Source organism: Pelagibacterium nitratireducens, from assembly GCF_037044555.1.
Classification (GTDB): domain Bacteria; phylum Pseudomonadota; class Alphaproteobacteria; order Rhizobiales; family Devosiaceae; genus Pelagibacterium; species Pelagibacterium nitratireducens.
Genome location: NZ_CP146275.1, coordinates 1965650 through 1982105, shown reverse-complemented (window position 1 = coordinate 1982105; position 16456 = coordinate 1965650). Strand labels below are relative to the sequence as shown.

16 protein-coding genes are annotated in these 16456 nt (G+C 61.1%); 6 read left to right on the top strand and 10 right to left on the bottom strand.

Annotation, left to right across the window (positions count from 1 at the left end; all coding sequences use genetic code 11):
* Position 1 precedes the first annotated feature (1 nt).
* The 7 genes from tgt to gyrA form a co-directional block, all read right to left on the bottom strand.
* Entirely contained in the window at positions 2-1141 is a 1140-nt protein-coding gene (tgt, locus tag V6617_RS09755) for a tRNA guanosine(34) transglycosylase Tgt (protein ID WP_338606794.1), read from the bottom strand.
* Positions 1138-2211: a tRNA preQ1(34) S-adenosylmethionine ribosyltransferase-isomerase QueA gene (gene queA / locus V6617_RS09750; RefSeq protein ID WP_338606793.1), complete on the bottom strand. Its 1074-nt coding sequence runs from the start codon at positions 2209-2211 to the stop codon at positions 1138-1140. The genes tgt and queA overlap by 4 nt, the downstream gene beginning before the upstream one ends.
* A 69-nt stretch (positions 2212-2280) precedes the next feature.
* Positions 2281-2757 (bottom strand): peptidylprolyl isomerase, encoded by a 477-nt coding sequence (locus tag V6617_RS09745; RefSeq protein ID WP_338606792.1) that lies wholly within the window; start codon positions 2755-2757, stop codon positions 2281-2283.
* 27 nt (positions 2758-2784) lie between these two features.
* Positions 2785-3399, bottom strand: coding sequence for a peptidylprolyl isomerase (locus V6617_RS09740; RefSeq protein ID WP_338606791.1), 615 nt, complete (start codon positions 3397-3399; stop codon positions 2785-2787).
* On the bottom strand, positions 3399-3887 hold the full coding sequence (gene coaD, locus V6617_RS09735; RefSeq protein WP_338606790.1) for a pantetheine-phosphate adenylyltransferase: 489 nt from the start codon (positions 3885-3887) through the stop codon (positions 3399-3401). The genes V6617_RS09740 and coaD overlap by 1 nt, the downstream gene beginning before the upstream one ends.
* A 12-nt stretch (positions 3888-3899) precedes the next feature.
* Positions 3900-4520, bottom strand: coding sequence for a LysE family translocator (locus tag V6617_RS09730; RefSeq protein ID WP_338606789.1), 621 nt, complete (start codon positions 4518-4520; stop codon positions 3900-3902).
* 74 nt (positions 4521-4594) lie between these two features.
* The gene (gyrA, locus tag V6617_RS09725) at positions 4595-7282 is read right to left on the bottom strand and encodes a DNA gyrase subunit A (protein WP_338610670.1); all 2688 of its coding nucleotides are present in this window, start codon (positions 7280-7282) and stop codon (positions 4595-4597) included.
* Positions 7283-7567: 285 nt separating this feature from the next.
* Here gyrA and V6617_RS09720 point away from each other — a divergent pair, with 285 nt between their 5' ends.
* The 3 genes from V6617_RS09720 to V6617_RS09710 all read left to right on the top strand — a co-directional run bounded on the left by V6617_RS09720 (position 7568) and on the right by V6617_RS09710 (position 10214).
* Complete coding sequence (locus tag V6617_RS09720) at positions 7568-8758, top strand: MFS transporter (protein ID WP_338610669.1); 1191 nt, start codon at positions 7568-7570, stop codon at positions 8756-8758.
* Between the two features lie 66 nt (positions 8759-8824).
* A complete protein-coding gene (locus V6617_RS09715; RefSeq protein WP_338606788.1) occupies positions 8825-9280 on the top strand; it encodes a host attachment family protein in 456 nt (151 codons plus the stop codon).
* Positions 9281-9284: 4 nt separating this feature from the next.
* On the top strand, positions 9285-10214 hold the full coding sequence (locus V6617_RS09710; protein WP_338606787.1) for a YihY/virulence factor BrkB family protein: 930 nt from the start codon (positions 9285-9287) through the stop codon (positions 10212-10214).
* Here V6617_RS09710 and rocD read toward each other — a convergent pair.
* Together rocD and rocF are read right to left on the bottom strand one after the other, a co-directional pair.
* Positions 10211-11413, bottom strand: a complete 1203-nt coding sequence (rocD, locus tag V6617_RS09705) for an ornithine--oxo-acid transaminase (RefSeq protein ID WP_338606786.1) — start codon at positions 11411-11413, stop codon at positions 10211-10213. The two genes, V6617_RS09710 and rocD, sit on opposite strands and share 4 nt — an antisense overlap.
* A gap of 12 nt (positions 11414-11425) precedes the next feature.
* Positions 11426-12352 carry an arginase gene (gene rocF, locus V6617_RS09700; protein WP_338606785.1) on the bottom strand — a complete coding sequence of 309 codons (927 nt, stop codon included), beginning with the start codon at positions 12350-12352 and terminating at the stop codon, positions 11426-11428.
* Between the two features lie 117 nt (positions 12353-12469).
* On the opposite strand from rocF, the gene V6617_RS09695 reads away from it, so the two are divergent.
* The 3 genes from V6617_RS09695 (at position 12470) to V6617_RS09685 (ending at position 15765) form a co-directional block, all read left to right on the top strand.
* Positions 12470-12904, top strand: coding sequence for an Lrp/AsnC family transcriptional regulator (locus tag V6617_RS09695; protein WP_338606784.1), 435 nt, complete (start codon positions 12470-12472; stop codon positions 12902-12904).
* 94 nt (positions 12905-12998) lie between these two features.
* Positions 12999-15257 carry an efflux RND transporter permease subunit gene (locus tag V6617_RS09690; RefSeq protein WP_338606783.1) on the top strand — a complete coding sequence of 753 codons (2259 nt, stop codon included), beginning with the start codon at positions 12999-13001 and terminating at the stop codon, positions 15255-15257.
* The gene (locus V6617_RS09685) at positions 15241-15765 is read left to right on the top strand and encodes a hypothetical protein (protein ID WP_338606782.1); all 525 of its coding nucleotides are present in this window, start codon (positions 15241-15243) and stop codon (positions 15763-15765) included. The genes V6617_RS09690 and V6617_RS09685 overlap by 17 nt, the downstream gene beginning before the upstream one ends.
* A gap of 57 nt (positions 15766-15822) precedes the next feature.
* On the opposite strand, the gene ssb is transcribed toward V6617_RS09685, so the two are convergent.
* Positions 15823-16299, bottom strand: coding sequence for a single-stranded DNA-binding protein (gene ssb, locus V6617_RS09680; protein ID WP_090832385.1), 477 nt, complete (start codon positions 16297-16299; stop codon positions 15823-15825).
* Positions 16300-16456 lie beyond the last annotated feature (157 nt).

Below are 16456 nucleotides of genomic sequence, written 5' to 3'. Positions count from 1 at the left end.
TTCACCCCTGATCTAGCGCCGGCAGATCGCCCTTGGCCCAGCCTTCGCGGACCTCTGCGCAATATTGGACGAAAGTCGCATTCTCAATCGCATTTCGCATCCCCGCCATCAACTCCTGATAATAGGAAAGGTTGATCTGGCTCAGGATCATTGCGCCCAGCATTTCCTCGCACCGGACAAGGTGATGCAGATAGGCCCTCGAAAACCGCCGCGCCGTCGGATTGGGCGAGGCTTCATCGAGCGGCCGGTGGTCGTCCTTGTGGCGGGCATTTTTCAGATTCACCACGCCGAACCGCGTATAGGCATGCCCGTGCCGCCCCGCGCGCGTCGGATGCACGCAATCGAACATGTCGATCCCGCGCCCGACCGCACCCAAAAGGTCGTCTGGCTTACCAACCCCCATCAGATAGCGCGGCTTGTCGCTCGGCAATTGCGGCGTCGTTTCGTCAAGCACTCGAAACATCACCTCTTGCGGCTCGCCAACGGCCAGCCCGCCAACCGCGTACCCGTCAAACCCGATATCGATCAGCCCGGCAGCAGATCGTGCCCGCAGCTCGGCGTTATCGCCCCCCTGCACAATCCCGAACAGCGCCCTGCCCTTGGCGTTATCGAACGCCTTTTTCGAGCGTTCCGCCCACCGGATGGACAACTCCATGGCCCGTTCGAGCTCGTCATATTCGGCCGGCAGGCTCACGCATTCGTCGAGCTGCATGATGATATCGGAATCCAGCAACTTCTGGATTTCGATGGAGCGCTCCGGCGTCAGGCTGTGCGAGGACCCATCGATATGGGATTTGAACGTGACCCCGTTCTCGTCGAGCTTGCGCAGCTTGGCCAGGCTCATCACCTGAAACCCGCCGGAATCGGTCAGGACCGGGCGCTGCCAGTCCATGAACTGATGGAGCCCGCCCAGCCGCGCCACCCGCTCCGCCCCGGGGCGCAGCATAAGATGATAGGTATTGCCCAGAACGATATCGGCACCGGTCTCGCGCACCTGCTCGGGATACATCGCCTTGACCGTTCCGGCCGTCCCCACAGGCATGAAGGCCGGCGTCCTGATTTCACCGCGCGGCGTATCCATCTGCCCACGGCGCGCCATGCCGTCGGTGGTGGAAAGCGTGAACTGGAAATTTTCGGTCATCGGTCAGCCCGGAACAACAGCGAAGAGTCGCCGTAGGAATAGAAGCGATAGTTTTGATCGATAGCGTGCTCATAAGCCTTGTGCATGGTCTCCAGGCCGGAAAAGGCAGAAACCAGCATGAACAGCGTCGAGCGCGGCAGATGGAAATTGGTCATCAGCACATCGACCACCCGGAACCCAAATCCCGGCGTGATGAAGATATCGGTCTCGTCTGCGAAAGGTTCAAGCGTGCCGCTCTTGCGCGCGGCGCTTTCGAGCAGCCGCAGGCTCGTGGTTCCCACGGCGACAATCCGTCCGCCCGTAGCCTTGGCCGCCTTGATGCGTTCGACCGTTTCGGGGGAGACCACGCCCCATTCGGCGTGCATCTGATGATCCTCGGTATCGTCCGCCTTCATCGGCAGGAACGTCCCCGCCCCCACATGCAGCGTCACATGTTCGATTCCGACGCCCTTGCTCTTTAGCCGCTCGAGCAGCTCGGGCGTAAAATGGAGGCCTGCGGTCGGCGCGGCGACGGCGCCGTCATGTTCGGCATAGACCGTCTGGTAATCGGTCTTGTCGCGTTCCTCGATGTCGCGCTTGGCCCCGATATAGGGCGGCAGCGGCATCGCGCCCCGAGCCTTGATCGCCTCATCGAGCACCGCGTCGGACAGATCGAAACCAAGCGTTACCTGCCCGTCCTCGACCGCTTTGGCGGTCGCGGCCAGTTCATCGAGCATGCAGACCTCCGAAGTGGCCCCGAACACCACGCGGTCGCCCGCTTTCAGCCGTTTGGCCGGCCGGGCAAAGGCCAGCCAGGTGTTGCCGTCCACCCGCTTGTGCAGGTTGAAGGACACAGAGGCGGAAAACTCGCCACGATGCCGCGTGCCCCGCAGTTCAGCCGGAATGACCCGCGTGTCGTTGACCACCAGCACGTCCCCCGCGCGCAGGATCGCCTCAAGGTCGGTCACGACCCGATCCGAAAGCGCGCCCTCTTCGCCAACGACCAGCATTTTCGCGCTGTCGCGGGGCGAAACCGGATGCAGCGCAATCCGGTCTTCAGGGAGATCGAAGTCGAAGAGATCGACCTTCATTTTCTGTCTTCCACAAAAAGCGACCCCGGCTCGCGCCGGGGTACACAAAGCACTTCAGATATCTGCAGCCTAGGCAGCGTCGGCGGCAACCTTCATCGAAACGATCTTGTCGGGGTTGCGAACCGGCTCACCCTTTTCAAGCTGATCGACAACGTCCATGCCCTCGATCACCTTGCCGAACACCGAATACTGACCATTGAGCCAGGGCGCTTCGCCAAAGCAGATGAAGAACTGGGAATTGGCAGAATTGGGATTGGCCGAACGCGCCGCCGAAACCGTGCCGCGCACATGCTTTTCCTGCGAAAACTCCGCCTTGAGATCGGGCTTGTCCGATCCGCCCGTGCCGTTGCCCTTGGGGCAGCCGACCTGAGCCATGAACCCGTCGATCACGCGATGAAACACGATCCCGTCGTAAAACCCTTCGCGGGCCAGTTCCTTGATGCGGTCCACATGGCCGGGAGCCAGGTCGGGGCGCAGTTCGATGACCACATTGCCCTTCGATGTCTCCATGACGATTGTGTTTTCCGGATCCTTGATATCGGCCATGAGCGGCTTTCCTTTTCTTGATTATTGTTACTCTGCGACGCGCAGAGAAACCATGATGTCGGGATTGGCGACAGCACCATTGGCGCTTGCCGAGCCTTTTTCCAGCCCGTCGACCAGCTCCATTCCCGAGATGACATTGCCGAACAAGGTATATTGCCCGTTCAGATGCGGCGAATCCGCTGTCACGATGAAAAACTGGGAATTGGCCGAGTTGGGGCTGGCCGAGCGCGCCATCCCCAGCGTCCCGCGCACGAAGGATTCGTTTGAAAACTCGGCGTTGAGGTCGGGCAGGTCGGACCCGCCCATTCCCGTGCCTTGCGGGTCGCCTGTCTGGGCCATGAACCCATCGATCACCCGATGGAATTTCAAGCCGTCATAAAAGCCCGAATTGGCCAGTTCGGTGATCCGCGCCACATGTTCGGGCGCCAGATCGGGACGCAGCGCGATCGTCACATCGCCGCTCTCCAGCGTCATCGTGGCAATAGGGGCGTCCGCGGGCGCTTCGGAGGCAGATTGTGCCATGGCTGGGGTCTGCCCGAATGGCAGATAAGGCCATGCAACCATAACGCCGAAAACGGCAACGAAAGCGAAAACGAGAAAGCCAACCATGCGGTTGGCCGGTTTGGCGGAATGATCAGCCATCATGTCTCCAGAAGTTTGAGCACGGCACGCGGCACGAAGGGGGCAATATCGCCCCCCATCTCCGCTATCTGGCGCACCAGAGTTGCCGAAATATGGCGCACATAGGGGCTCGAAGGCACAAATACCGTCTGAATGTCGGGCGCCATCTGCGCGTTCATGCCCACCATCTGCATTTCGTAATTATAGTCAGTCGTATCGCGCAGCCCGCGAATGACCATGCCCGCGCCGCAGCGCTGTGCCGCCTGAACCATCAATCCGTCGAACTCGACGATCTCGATTGCCACGCCCTTGCGCGTCCCGATCGCCCCTGCCGTCTCCGCCAGCAGGTCGCGCCGCTGGTCCGCGCTCAGCATCGGCTTTTTGGCCGCGTGCACCCCGATCCCGACAATCAGCCGGTCCACGAGTTTGCATGCCCGCTCGATAACATCGAGATGGCCGTTGGTCACCGGATCGAACGATCCGGGGTAAAATCCCACACGCTCAGTCATTGCCGGTTTTTGTCACGCTCGGCGCTGGAGCGCAAGCCAGATGCCGCCCCCGATCAGCACAGCGCCCGAAACGCGATTGACCAGCCGCACCCGCGCCGCATTGATCCAGTGGCGCGCTTGTCCGGCCAGCACCGCATAAACGGAATCGCTCAGCGTCGTCGCCAGCATGAACAATCCGCCCAGCAAGAGGATCTGCGGCAGCGCCGCACCGCTGGCCACCACGAATTGCGGCAGGAAAGCGCCAAACATCAGCAATGCCTTCGGATTGGACCAGATGACCACAAAACCCTGAACCACATAGCCGCGCAGGCTCCTGTGCCGCTCGGCCTTAACTGTCTCGATCTCCCCGCTCGAGCGCAGCATGCGATAGCCCAGCCAGATCAGATACGCCGCCCCGATCAGCTTGATCCAGTCGAATGCCCAACCCATCAGGCTCATCACCGCCTCAAGGCCGAAGGCGACAACCGCGATCATCGAGACCAACCCCAACTGCGTGCCCAGAATAATGGCCATGCCGGCCATCGTCCCGCGCGACAACGCGCTGGCAATGATGACAGTCACGGTCGGTCCGGGAACGACCGCTATGAAAAATGAAGCCGCGAGAAAAGCGAGAAGCGAAGTTATATCGGGCATGGCACCCTCCACGGGAAAGCGCCCTCAGCTAGCCATGGCCCCAGGATTCTGGCAAGAGCCATGGCTATGCTCGATTACTCTTCGCTCGGAGGAGCCTCGGCACCATCTTCGGGCTCTTCGCCCTCGGCGCTTTCAGGCTCGGTGATGCGTTCCACCGACACCACTTTTTCATCCGTTGCCGTACGGAAGATCGTGACGCCCTGGCTCGACCGCCCGACAATGCGAATACCATCGACTGGTACGCGGATCACCTGGCCGCCATTTGTCACCAGCATAAGCTGGTTTTCGTCTTCCACAGGGAACGAGCCCACAAGGCTGCCGTTGCGGCTGTTGACCGCCATGGCGACGATGCCTTTGCCGCCTCGGCCAGTCACACGGTATTCGAACGACGAAGTCCGCTTGCCAAAACCCTTTTCCGAAATGGTCAAAACGAACTGCTCAGCCGCACTCATGGACGCATAACGGTCCTGATCGAGCGGTGCATCGCCCGCCACCTCTTCGTCGACCTCGACAGCTTCTGCGACTTCCGCGTTTTCGTCGGCCTCGCCGCGCACCGCACGGCTCATCTTCAGATACGCCGCACGTTCTTCCGCCGAAGCATCGAAATGCCGCAGGATCGACATGGCGATCACTTCATCGCCCTTGGCCAGGTTGATGCCCCGCACCCCTGTCGAATCGCGCCCCTTGAACACGCGCACATCGGTGATCGCAAAGCGGATGCACTGGCCCTTGGCCGTGGTGATCAGGATATCGTCGCTTTCCGAAGCCGTTTCGACGCCGACAATTCCGTCACCCTCATCGAGCTTCATGGCAATCTTGCCGTTCTGACGCACCTCGACGAAGTCCGAAAGCTTGTTGCGGCGCACATTGCCCGATTGGGTCACGAACATCACATCGAGGCTTGCCCAGCTGTCCTCGTCTTCAGGCAGCGGCATGATCGAGGTGATCCGCTCGCCATCTTCGAGCGGCAGCATGTTGATCAGCGCCTTGCCGCGCGCCTGTGGCGCGGCGACCGGCAACCGCCAGACCTTCATCTTGTAGACGATGCCGCGCGAGGAAAAGAACAGCACCGGCGTGTGCGTATTGGCGACAAACAGTCTCGCGACGAAATCCTCGTCGCGTGTCGACATGCCCGAACGCCCCTTCCCGCCCCTGCGCTGCGCGCGATAGGTCGAGAGCGGCACGCGCTTGATGTAACCGGCATGGGAGACGGTCACGACCATGTCCTCGCGCGCGATCAGGTCTTCATCGTCGAGATCGCCGGCGAACTCGTCGATCTGTGTCATGCGCGGCGTTGCGTACTGATCCTTGATCTCGTTGAGTTCGTCGCGAATGATGCCCAGGACCCGCTCGCGCGAGCGCAAGATGTCGAGATAATCCTTGATCTGCTCGCCAAGCGAGTTGAGCTCATCGCCGATTTCGTTCCGCCCAAGCGCCGTCAGCCGCGACAGGGTCAGCGCCAGGATGGCCCGCGCCTGTTCGTCCGAGAGCTTGAAGGTGCCGTCGTCATTGATCTGGTGACGCGGATCGTCGATCAGCCCGATCAGATCCATCACGTCCGATGCCGGCCAATCGCGCTCCAGCAGTTTCTGGCGCGCCGTCGCGGGGTCTGGCGACGAACGGATGAGGCGGATGACCTCGTCCACATTGTTGACCGCGACCAGCAGCCCGACCAGCACATGGGCGCGATCGCGCGCCTTGTTGAGCAGGAACCGGGTGCGGCGGGTGATCACCTCTTCGCGGAACCGCAAAAACGCCTGCAGGATCGACTGCAGGTTCATCAGTTCGGGCTTGCCGCCATTGAGCGCCACGAAATTGCAGCCGAATGAGGTCTGCAGCATCGAATAGCGATAGAGCTGGTTGAGCACGACATCGGCCACGGCATCGCGCTTGAGCTCGATGACCACGCGCATGCCCTGCCGATCGGACTCGTCGCGAATATCGGCGATGCCTTCGATGCGCTTGTCGCGCACCATCTCGGCGATCTTTTCGATCATCGTCGCCTTGTTCACCTGATAGGGTATCTCGTGAACGATCAGTGCTTCGCGTTCCTTGCGAACCTCTTCGACCGTAACCCGCCCGCGCATAAGCACAGACCCGCGACCAGTTTCATAAGCCGAGCGGATACCCGATTTGCCGATGATGATCCCCGCGGTCGGAAAATCCGGTCCGGGAATGATTTCCATCAATTCGTCGACCGTGATGTCGGCATTGTCCATCATGGCCAGGCACGCGTCGATCACCTCGCCCAGATTGTGGCTCGGGATGTTGGTGGCCATGCCCACGGCGATGCCGCCGCCGCCATTGACGATCAGATTGGGGAAGCGCGCCGGCAGAACCGTCGGTTCGCGCTCGCTCGCGTCGTAGTTGTCTCGGAAATCGACGGTATCCTTGTCGAGATCGTCGAGCAGCGAGCCGGTGACCTTTTCCATGCGCGCTTCTGTGTAGCGCATGGCCGCCGGCATATCGCCATCGACCGAACCGAAGTTCCCCTGCCCGTCAATCAGCTTGACGCGCATCGAGAAGGTCTGCGCCATGCGCACGAGGGACATATAGACCGCATCGTCCGAATGCGGGTGATATTTACCGATCACGTCACCAACCACGCGGGCCGATTTGCGATAGGGCTTATTGTGTTCGTACCCCTGCTCGTGCATCGAAAAGAGGATGCGGCGATGCACGGGTTTGAGCCCGTCGCGCACGTCGGGCAAGGCCCGGCTCACGATCACGCTCATCGCGTAATCGAGGTAGGACTTGCGCATCTCGTCGGTTATCGAGATCGGGTGGATGTCGGAGGGCGTTACGCTGCCTGCGTCATCTTCTGGCGTATCTGTCACGATGCTCGTTCTGCACTGATTCTGCTGGCACCGGGTTTAGTCGATTCCGAACGCAGATGCCAGTTTTGCGCGCCCTTATGACACCTTCGAGGCACAGTTTTCTTGCTAAGGGCCGCCGATGACATCGATTACAGAAAAAGGCTTGCCCAAATTGGCGCAATCGGTTGAATGAAGGACAACGACCATCCCCTTTTGCGAGTGTGGATTTCGATGTCCGATCTGGCGACGTCCCGCGGCTCTGCGCCGCTTTATTTCGGCATGCGCGGCGACCGGCTGGCCGTCTCGGCCCTGTTTCTGGTCAATGGCTTTCTTGTGGGAAGCTGGGCGCCCAAGATTCCGGTGCTCATGGCGCGGCTCGACATAACCGAGTCGATAATGGGCCTGCTGATTCTGGTCTTCGGTCTGGGCTCGATTGCCATCATGCCCGTTATCGGCGCGCTGACCGCACGGCACGGATCCGCCCCTCTGCTCAAGCCCGCAACGCTTGGCGTCCTGCCCATGCTGTTGCTGCTCACCATCGCTCCCGAACTGATAACCACCGCGGTGGTCATTTTCGTGTTCGGCGGCCTCATCGGCGGCATGGACGTGGCCATGAATACAAATGCGGTGGCCGTCGAAAAACGCATGAAGCGGGCGATCATGTCCTCATGCCATGGTTTCTGGAGCCTGGGTGCCTTGCTTGGTGCCGCCCTGGGCGGCGTTCTGCTCGGCGCGCTGGGCGAGTTGGCTCACGCATTCATTCTCACGATCCTGGCCGCGGGCGCTGCCCTTTTCGCGCTCCCGCTCCTCGCTCAGGATCAACCAACGCCAGAGGCCCGGGCCGCGACACCTCTGAAATTTCCCCGCTCGCCCCTGCCCTATCTCGTGGGCATCATGGCGCTGTTCTCCATGATTCCCGAGGGGGCCATTCTCGATTGGTCGGCGCTCTTTTTGCAAAAGGAGCACGGGGCCGGCATCGAACTTGCAGCGCTTGGCTTTGCCGCCTTCTCCGCGACGATGGCCATCATGCGCTTTGCGGGCGATTTCATCCGGCAAAGGCTCGGCGCCGTCGTCACCCTGCGCATGTGCGGGGGCTTCGCGCTGACCGGCATGATGCTTGCCGCACTCGCCCCCACGCCCCAACTCGCCATATTGGGCTTTGCCATTGCCGGTATCGGCATTTCCAACATCGTCCCCATCGCCTTTTCCGCCGCCGGAAACCTCCCGGGCATCCCCTCGGGGATCGGGCTGTCGATTGTCACGGTCATGGGCTATTCGGGCATTCTGGTCGCCCCATCCGCCATCGGTTTCATCGCCGAGCACACGGGCTTTTCGCCGGTTCTGATGGGCACGGCGGCCCTTGTTCTCGTTACCCTCGGCCTCTCCCGGCTGGCCCGCCACGCCAATTTCAGCGCCGAGTGATCCGCTCGGAACCCACGACGCCCTGACCCGTTCCCTGTTCGCATTTCGAAAGAACAGGAGCCACCCATGCAGGAAATGGATTTCAAGGTCGACAATAAGGTCTGGGTGCTTGTCGCGGATGGCGAAAAAGCCTTGTTCTTTGAAAACACGGGCACGCGCAAAAATCCTGTTTTCAAGGTCGTGCGCGAAATGGAACAGGACAATCCGCCAACACGGGAACAGGGCACCGACGCGCCCGGCCGGATGAACGACAGCGGTCCCGGCCACAAGAGCGCGATGGAGCCGACCGACTGGCATCGGCTTGCCGAAGAGCGTTTCGCCAAGGAAGCCGCCGAACTGCTCTACAAATACGCCAACCAGAATCGTTACAAGCAGATCGTGTTGTGCGCGGCCCCCCGGCTCCTGGGCGAATTGCGCAAGGAACTCCATGCGGTTGTCACTGACCGCGTAATCGGCGAAGTTCCCAAGACGCTGACCAACCATCCTGTGGATCAGATCGAACGTATTCTCAGCGCGAGCTAGCCAGGTGACCCATTCGGCGCACAATCCTTTCGCCCTCTCGTTGCGGGACTGGAAGCGCGTTGCGATCCATACGATAAAGACCATGAGCGAAAAGGACATGTCCCTTCGCTGCGCCGGGGTTGCGTTTTTCGGATTCCTGTCGATCTTTCCCGCCATCGGCATCGTCGTGTCGCTGGTCGGCATCCTCGGTGATTATGGTGCGCTGCGGGCCGAGATCGACAGATTTTCCGACATCATGCCGGCCATTGCCTATTCGCTGATCGCCAATCAGCTCGACTCCTTCATGAACCAGGATCAGACAGGGTTCGGCGTCGGACTGGCCATTTCCATAGTGGTCATACTCTGGAGTAGTTCGCGCGGCGTCGATGCGCTCCTGCACGCCACCTCGGTCGCCTATGGCGAGACATCGGATCGCGGCTTTTTCATTGGAGTGCTGGTGGCCTTTGCCACGACCGTTCTCGGCGCTGTCTTTCTGGTCGTGGCCCTGACGCTGATCGCGGCCATTCCCATTGTCACCTCTCTCTCTCCCTTTCCGGGCACCAGCGAACAGCTTGCCCTGCTATTGCGCTGGCCGGCACTTCTCGCCCTGGCCGTTGTCGCCTTTGCTCTGATCTACCGCTACGCTCTCAACAGGCGTGGCGCCAAATTGCGCTGGATCTGGCCCGGAGCGACATTGGCGGCCCTCGTCTGGATCGCCGCCTGCCTGCTGTTTTCGCTCTATGTCGAATATTTCGGCGAGTTCGAGGCCACTTTCGGATCGCTCGCTGCCGCCGTGGTCATGCTGTTCTGGATGTTCATCTCCGCACAGATCTTTGTCTTCGGAGCAGCGCTCAACGCTGGCATCGAACTGCGGACCGCCGTCGACAGCACGGTCGGCCCCGACCGCCCCATGGGCAAGCGCGGCGCCTACGTCGCCGACAATGTGGAAACCTAACCCACAAGCACCTTGTCGAACACTTCAAGCGCATCATCGATCTGTCCCTTGGTAATCACCAGGGGCGGTGCGATCCTTATCGTGTCGGTGTGGGTGTCCTTGGCCAGAATGCCATGCTCTTTAAGTGTATGGCAGAATTTCCGCGCTCCACCCGCTTCGGGGTGCAGATCGACCGCCAGCATCAGCCCGCGCCCCCGAACCGAACGGATATGGTTCGATTTGATGCCGGCCAGCCCGTCGAGGAAATACGGCCCGAGCGCGGCGGCATTTTCGATCATGCCCTCCTCGGTCAAGACCCGCAGCGCCGCCCGCGCCACTGCACAGGCCAGCGGATTGCCGCCAAACGTCGAGCCATGCTGCCCCGGCTGAAGCACGCCCAGAACCTCCGAATTGGAAAGCACGGCGGATACGGGGTAAAACCCGCCCGAAAGTGCCTTACCCAGCAGCGTAACGTCAGCCTCGATGCCTTCATGCTGCTCGGCCAGCAGCTTGCCCGTCCGGCCGAGCCCCGTTTGAATTTCGTCTAATATAAGCGTCACATTATTGTCGGTGCACAACTGCCGCACGCGCCGGAAATACCCCTCCGGCGGAATGATAACGCCAGCTTCGCCCTGGATCGGCTCGACCAGAAACCCGACGGTATTCGGGGTAATCGCCTTTTCCAGAGCTTCGGCATCGCCGAACGGAATGATCCGAAACCCGGGCGCGAACGGCCCGAACCCGCCCCGCGCATCCGGATCCGTCGAAAACCCGACGATTCCCATGGTCCGCCCGTGAAAATTGTTGGCACAGACGATGATCTCCGCCTTGTCCTTTTCGACGCCCTTGACCTCATAACCCCATTTGCGCACCGCCTTGATGGCGCTCTCGACCGCCTCGGCCCCCGTGTTCATCGGCAGCACCTTGTGCGATCCGGTAAGCTCCGCGATCTCCTGATAGAATAGGGCGAGCTGGTCGTTGTGAAAGGCCCGCGAGGTCAGCGTCAGCTTTCTGGCCTGCTCGACCATCGCTTCGAAGATTTTGGGATGGCAATGGCCCTGATTGACCGCCGAATAAGCCGACAGACAATCGAGATATTGCTTGCCGTCCACATCATAGACGAACACGCCTTCGCCGCGCACCAACGCCACGTCGAGCGGCTTGTAATTGTGTGCGCCCAGAGACTGTTCCAGCGCGATAAGATCCTCGGTCAGTGCCATGTTCTTCCTCGATTATGCAGGTTGTGTCGGACGGTCGAAAATGCGGCGCCCGAAGGCGCTGGCCGCCAGATCAACCATCAGCCGGGCGCTCTTTCCCCGATCGTCGAGAAACGGGTTGAGCTCGACCAGGTCGAGACTGACCAGCCGCCCGCACCGCCCCACCATTTCCATTGCCAGATGCGCCTCGCGCACCGTCGCGCCGCCGGGCACCGTCGTGCCCACGCCGGGCGCCAGATCGGGCTCGATGAAATCGACATCGAGGCTCACATGCAAAAGCGCGTCATCGGCCTCGACCGCGCCAAGGATGCGCCGCAGGATCGCGGCAATTCCATATTCGTCGACCTCGGCCATGTCGTTGACATCGGCACCCCGCGCCGCCAGCAGATCGACCTCGGCCGGATCGATGGAGCGCGCACCGACCAGATGATAACGGGTCGCCTCCATCTTGGGGCACTCGAGCATTCCCTCGAACCCCGCCTCGCCGCAAAAAAACGCTGCCGGCATGCCGTGCATATTGCCCGACGTCGAACTGAGCGGCGTATTGAAATCGGCATGCGCGTCCAGCCAGAGCACATGCAGCGTCTTGCCCAATCGGTCCGCATGGCGCAGAGCCGCCGCCACCGAGCCGAACGAGAGCGCATGATCTCCGCCCAGATAGACCGCGGTCCCGTCCGCAAGCGCCGCTTCCCCTGCATCGGCCAGCGAACGCGCAAATCCGGTCACTTCGCCCACATTGTGCGCCAGCCCATCGAGCGCGAAATCATTGTCCCGCGGCCCAACATCGCCACGGTCGATCACCGTGTGCCCGAGGCCCGACAAGGCGTCCGCCAGCCCGGCAATACGCAGGGCCTTCGGTCCCATCGAACACCCCTGCCGCCCCGCGCCGCCCTCGATGGGCGCTCCGATCAGGGTGATTGTCCTGGGCTGTGGTCCACGCATGCGCTCTTGCCTCCAAATGCTCACGCCAGCATGCCCAAGCAATGCGAAGACGGAAAGTTGCAAATCTGCGCAATCTGGCACAAGTATTGGCCGATCTGACAAGGACCATTGCGCGAAATGCCAAGTACCGACCAATTGGACCGCAAAATTCTGGCATTACTGCGCGACGATGCCCGCCTGCCCATCGCCAGCCTTGCCACAACCCTTGGCGTTTCCCGCACCACAGTCCGGACCCGTATGGAACGCATGGAAGCCAACGGCACCATCTCGGGCTATGGCGTTCGCCTCGGCGAACCCGACGACGCCGAGCGCGTCCGCGCCATAGCCATGATCGAGGTTGAGGGCAGAGGAACCGAAAAGGTCGCCCGCGCCCTCTCGGGACTGCCCCAGGTGCGGGCACTCTACAGCACCAACGGGCGCTGGGACCTCGTCGCCGAAATCGAAAGCGCTTCGCTGCCCGATTTCGATTCCGTCCTCGGCGCCATCAGGCTGATCGAAGGCATCAGCCTCACCGAAACCAATATCCTGCTCGCCGCCCGATTCCGCCGCTAGCGCCTGTCAGTCCTCCACGGTGGACGCCGCCCGCTCAAGCCTTTACCAATTCAAACGCGCCTTTTCCCTGCGATTCGCCCGGAGGAGAAACCAAGTGTCGATCGGATTTGGCCTTGAGCGACTGGGTCTGCTAACCCTTCGGTTCCCGCGCATCATGGCCATTGCGGTCCTCGCCTTCACGGCCCTTTGCACCTTCCAGCTCACCAAATTCAACATCGACGGCGATCTTTTGCGCCTCTATCGCGGCTCCGGCATCGAATACGACCGCTATATGGCGCTCAACGAAAATTTCGGCACCTTCGAAAACGACGTCTACCTTCTGGTGCGATCGGACAATCTGACCGACCCTGAAACCCTCGAAGACCTGCGCTTTCTGGGGTTCGAACTCGAACTGAACGAATTTGCCGCCGGCACCATGTCGCCCTTTTCCCTGCGGCGCCCGGCCGAAGGCGGCACCTCGGTGCCCGCCGTTCCCGAGGGCATGGAGACCCGCGCGCAAGTGGCCGCCGCTCTTGATGATCTGCGTGCCAACGATCCGCTGATGAGCAACCTCATTCTCGCAGACAATGCGGGGATGGTCATGATCATGTTCCCCGACCCCGAGATCTCGATCGAGCGCGGCGACGAAGCCATGATCGCGTCCATGCGCGAGTTGATCGCCGCCTATGAGAGCGAGGACATCCGGATCGAGCTGACCGGTCCGTCCATCTGGAAACAGGAAGTGCTCAACGCCTCGCGCTTCGACCAGCTCATGTTCATGTTTGCCGGGGTAGCGCTCGGCTTTTTCACGGCATTTTTGAGTTTCCGCACCTTCTGGGGAGCCCTGATCGCCACGTTCGCCCCCGTGGTCACGGCCTTCTGGGTCACCGGCATGACCATTCTGGTGTTTGGCAGCTTCACCTTTCTCACCAACATCGTCTCCGCTCTGGTGCTCGTCATTGCGTTCGCCGAAAGCATGTATTTCTGCCTCTACTGGATGCGGACCGGCAATTCCGGCGTAGATCAGCGCCAGGCGCTGGTCGAGACCGTGCGCAAGGTCAGCCCGGCCTGTGCCCTGACCACCATCACGACGATCATCGCCTTTGCCAGCCTCAACCTCGCGCCTGGACAGGGCTTGCGCGAATTCGCCATCTCCGGTGCCATGGGTATGGCGCTGGCCTTTCTGGCCCTCGTGACCTTCCTGCCGCTGTCGTTGCTGCTCGCCGTGCGTCTGGGCTTTAAGATGCGCAAGGCACCGGCCGCCGCTCTTACCGCGCCCATACCCTTTGTTCGCCGCCTGGCCCGCGCCGCCCCGCGCCCGGCAGCGATTGCCGCAATCATTGTCGTGGGCTTGTTGCTCATACCCCATTTCCTGCTCGAAGCGCGGTTCCGCTTCCAGGATTTCCTGCCCCGCGGCAGCGATGCCATCGCCACCAGCGAGCGGATAGATGCTGGCGTCGGCGGCGTGGCGCCCGTTTATATCCGCATACCGCTCCAGGGCGGGTTGACCGAAATGACCGACGGCGATTTTGCCACCGTCGAAAAGGTTCACCAGATCGCCGAAAACAATTTCGGTGCCGGCAAGGCCATCTCGGCCGCCAGCTTCCGGCACTATTCCGACCTGGGATTTTCCCGCGAGCGCATTTTCGAGGCCGTCGGCCCGTTCCTGCGCCAACGCTTTGTAACAGATGACGGCATGCAGGCCCTGGTAACCGCCTTTTCTCCGACATCGGAAAACGCGCAGCAGACGGTGGCCCTTATCGAATCCATGCGCGCCGAACTGGCCGCCGCCGGCATCGAAGGTGCCGAAATCTCGGGCTTTCGCGTGCTCACCGCCTATGCCAGCCTCGATATGATCGCGACGTTGCAGATCAGTCTCGTGCTCGCGGTTTTCTTGTCTGTCGTTTTGATCGGCATCGCCTTTCGGTCCTGGAAAATGGCGCTCGTGGCGGTGATTCCAAATAGCCTGCCGGTCCTTTTGACCGAATTGTTCCTCTATTTATCGGGCATTCACCTGCAGCTCACGACTGTCATTTCCTTAACGATTGCCTTTGGTATCGCTGTCGATGACACAATCCACTTCCTTGCCCATTACGCCCGGGCGCGTGAACGCGGAGAAAGCATTGCCCATGCGGTCGATACGACCCTCGACAGGGTAGGCCCGGCCCTGATCGCAACCACGCTCATCCTGATCGCCGGATGTGCCGTGGTCACGGTTTCGGTTCTCCCCCAGGTCGCCCTGTTCGGCCTTTTGACCATCATCACGCTGCTTGCGGCGCTGATCGGCGATCTGATCGTGTTGCCCGCGCTGCTGATCGGTGGCGGAATGATGTTTGCCAGATGGAGTGAAAGAAAAAATGAGATCCGTGCTTAGATCCACCCTTGCGGGTTGCGCCATCGCCCTTGCGAGCCTGCCGCTTGCCGGACCCGCCTTGGCGGCGCCCGAGGATATAGAATTGCTCAAGAGCTATGTCGGAGAATGGCGCGGTCGGGGCTCTGCCGTATTGGCATCCACCGGCAAGGAGGAAACCGTCGTTTGCCGAATGAGCGTTGAAGATACCGGCGCGGCGCGCATCACATTCGATGGCCGATGCACGCTGGCGGGTCGAACCATCGCGGTGGCCGGCACGATGATCTGGAACGAGCAGGCCAGCCAGTATGAGGCCGCAATGTCTTCGGTTGCCGGTTTCCAGAGCCTGGCCATTGGCCGCCGCAGCGGGGACGACGTCAATTTCGAACTCATAAACCGCAACGCCGAAGGCAAGGAATACCAGATCGAGGCCGCAATGGCCCTTCAGGGCGCCCGGATCGGCATGGATCTCCAGATCACCGATCTCTCGACCGGCGGCATCACCACGGCCCAGGTGCCCTTCAGCCAATAGCGGCAAGCACCCCTTTTGCCGCATATGATAAGGGCGCCTCGCAGCGCCCTTGTTCGTTCAGAACGGGATATCGTCGTCCATGCCCCCCGGCTCGAAGGCTGGAGCGCTGGACGGCCGCCCGCGATTTTCGACCTGTCGGCTGCCGCCGCCATAGCCGCCGCTATCGCGGTCGCCGCCACCTTCACCGCGCCCGTCGAGCATGGTCAGCGTCGAATTGAACCCCTGCAACACGATCTCGGTCGTGTACTGGTCCTGGCCGTCCTTTTCCCATTTCCGGGTCTGGAGCTGGCCCTCGATATAAACCTTGGCGCCCTTCTTGAGGTAGTTCTGGGCCACCTTGGCCAATCCCTCGCTGAAGATCACCACGCGATGCCATTCGGTCTTTTCGCGTGGCTCGCCGGAATTGCGGTCGCGCCAGCGCTCGGACGTCGCGATGCGCAGATTGACCACGGGGTTGCCATTGGGCAGCGACCGCACTTCAGGGTCGGCACCCAGATTGCCCACCAGAATAACTTTGTTCACGCTTCCCGACATATTCGCCTTCCTGTCTCTTGTCCGCCGGACCAGGGTCCGGCCAGTCACGTTGAGCGCACTATATAGCCATCGGCGGCAAAAGTTCAGCGCCCGCAAGTTCTATGCACAACTCGTTTGTTCTGATTTTGTTCTGAATAAATGCGAAATGTCAAGCTTG

Excerpts from the sequence above, each read along its gene's own strand:
- tgt (WP_338606794.1), bottom strand. The coding sequence starts at position 1,141 with ATGACCGAAAATTTCCAGTTCACGCTTTCCACCACCGACGGCATGGCG.
- queA (WP_338606793.1), bottom strand. The coding sequence starts at position 2,211 with ATGAAGGTCGATCTCTTCGACTTCGATCTCCCTGAAGACCGGATTGCG.
- V6617_RS09745 (WP_338606792.1), bottom strand. The coding sequence starts at position 2,757 with ATGGCCGATATCAAGGATCCGGAAAACACAATCGTCATGGAGACATCG.
- V6617_RS09740 (WP_338606791.1), bottom strand. The coding sequence starts at position 3,399 with ATGGCTGATCATTCCGCCAAACCGGCCAACCGCATGGTTGGCTTTCTC.
- coaD (WP_338606790.1), bottom strand. The coding sequence starts at position 3,887 with ATGACTGAGCGTGTGGGATTTTACCCCGGATCGTTCGATCCGGTGACC.
- V6617_RS09730 (WP_338606789.1), bottom strand. The coding sequence starts at position 4,520 with ATGCCCGATATAACTTCGCTTCTCGCTTTTCTCGCGGCTTCATTTTTC.
- gyrA (WP_338610670.1), bottom strand. The coding sequence starts at position 7,282 with ATGCGCAAGTCCTACCTCGATTACGCGATGAGCGTGATCGTGAGCCGG.
- V6617_RS09720 (WP_338610669.1), top strand. The coding sequence starts at position 7,568 with ATGTCCGATCTGGCGACGTCCCGCGGCTCTGCGCCGCTTTATTTCGGC.
- V6617_RS09715 (WP_338606788.1), top strand. The coding sequence starts at position 8,825 with ATGCAGGAAATGGATTTCAAGGTCGACAATAAGGTCTGGGTGCTTGTC.
- rocD (WP_338606786.1), bottom strand. The coding sequence starts at position 11,413 with ATGGCACTGACCGAGGATCTTATCGCGCTGGAACAGTCTCTGGGCGCA.
- rocF (WP_338606785.1), bottom strand. The coding sequence starts at position 12,352 with ATGCGTGGACCACAGCCCAGGACAATCACCCTGATCGGAGCGCCCATC.
- V6617_RS09695 (WP_338606784.1), top strand. The coding sequence starts at position 12,470 with ATGCCAAGTACCGACCAATTGGACCGCAAAATTCTGGCATTACTGCGC.
- V6617_RS09685 (WP_338606782.1), top strand. The coding sequence starts at position 15,241 with ATGAGATCCGTGCTTAGATCCACCCTTGCGGGTTGCGCCATCGCCCTT.
- ssb (WP_090832385.1), bottom strand. The coding sequence starts at position 16,299 with ATGTCGGGAAGCGTGAACAAAGTTATTCTGGTGGGCAATCTGGGTGCC.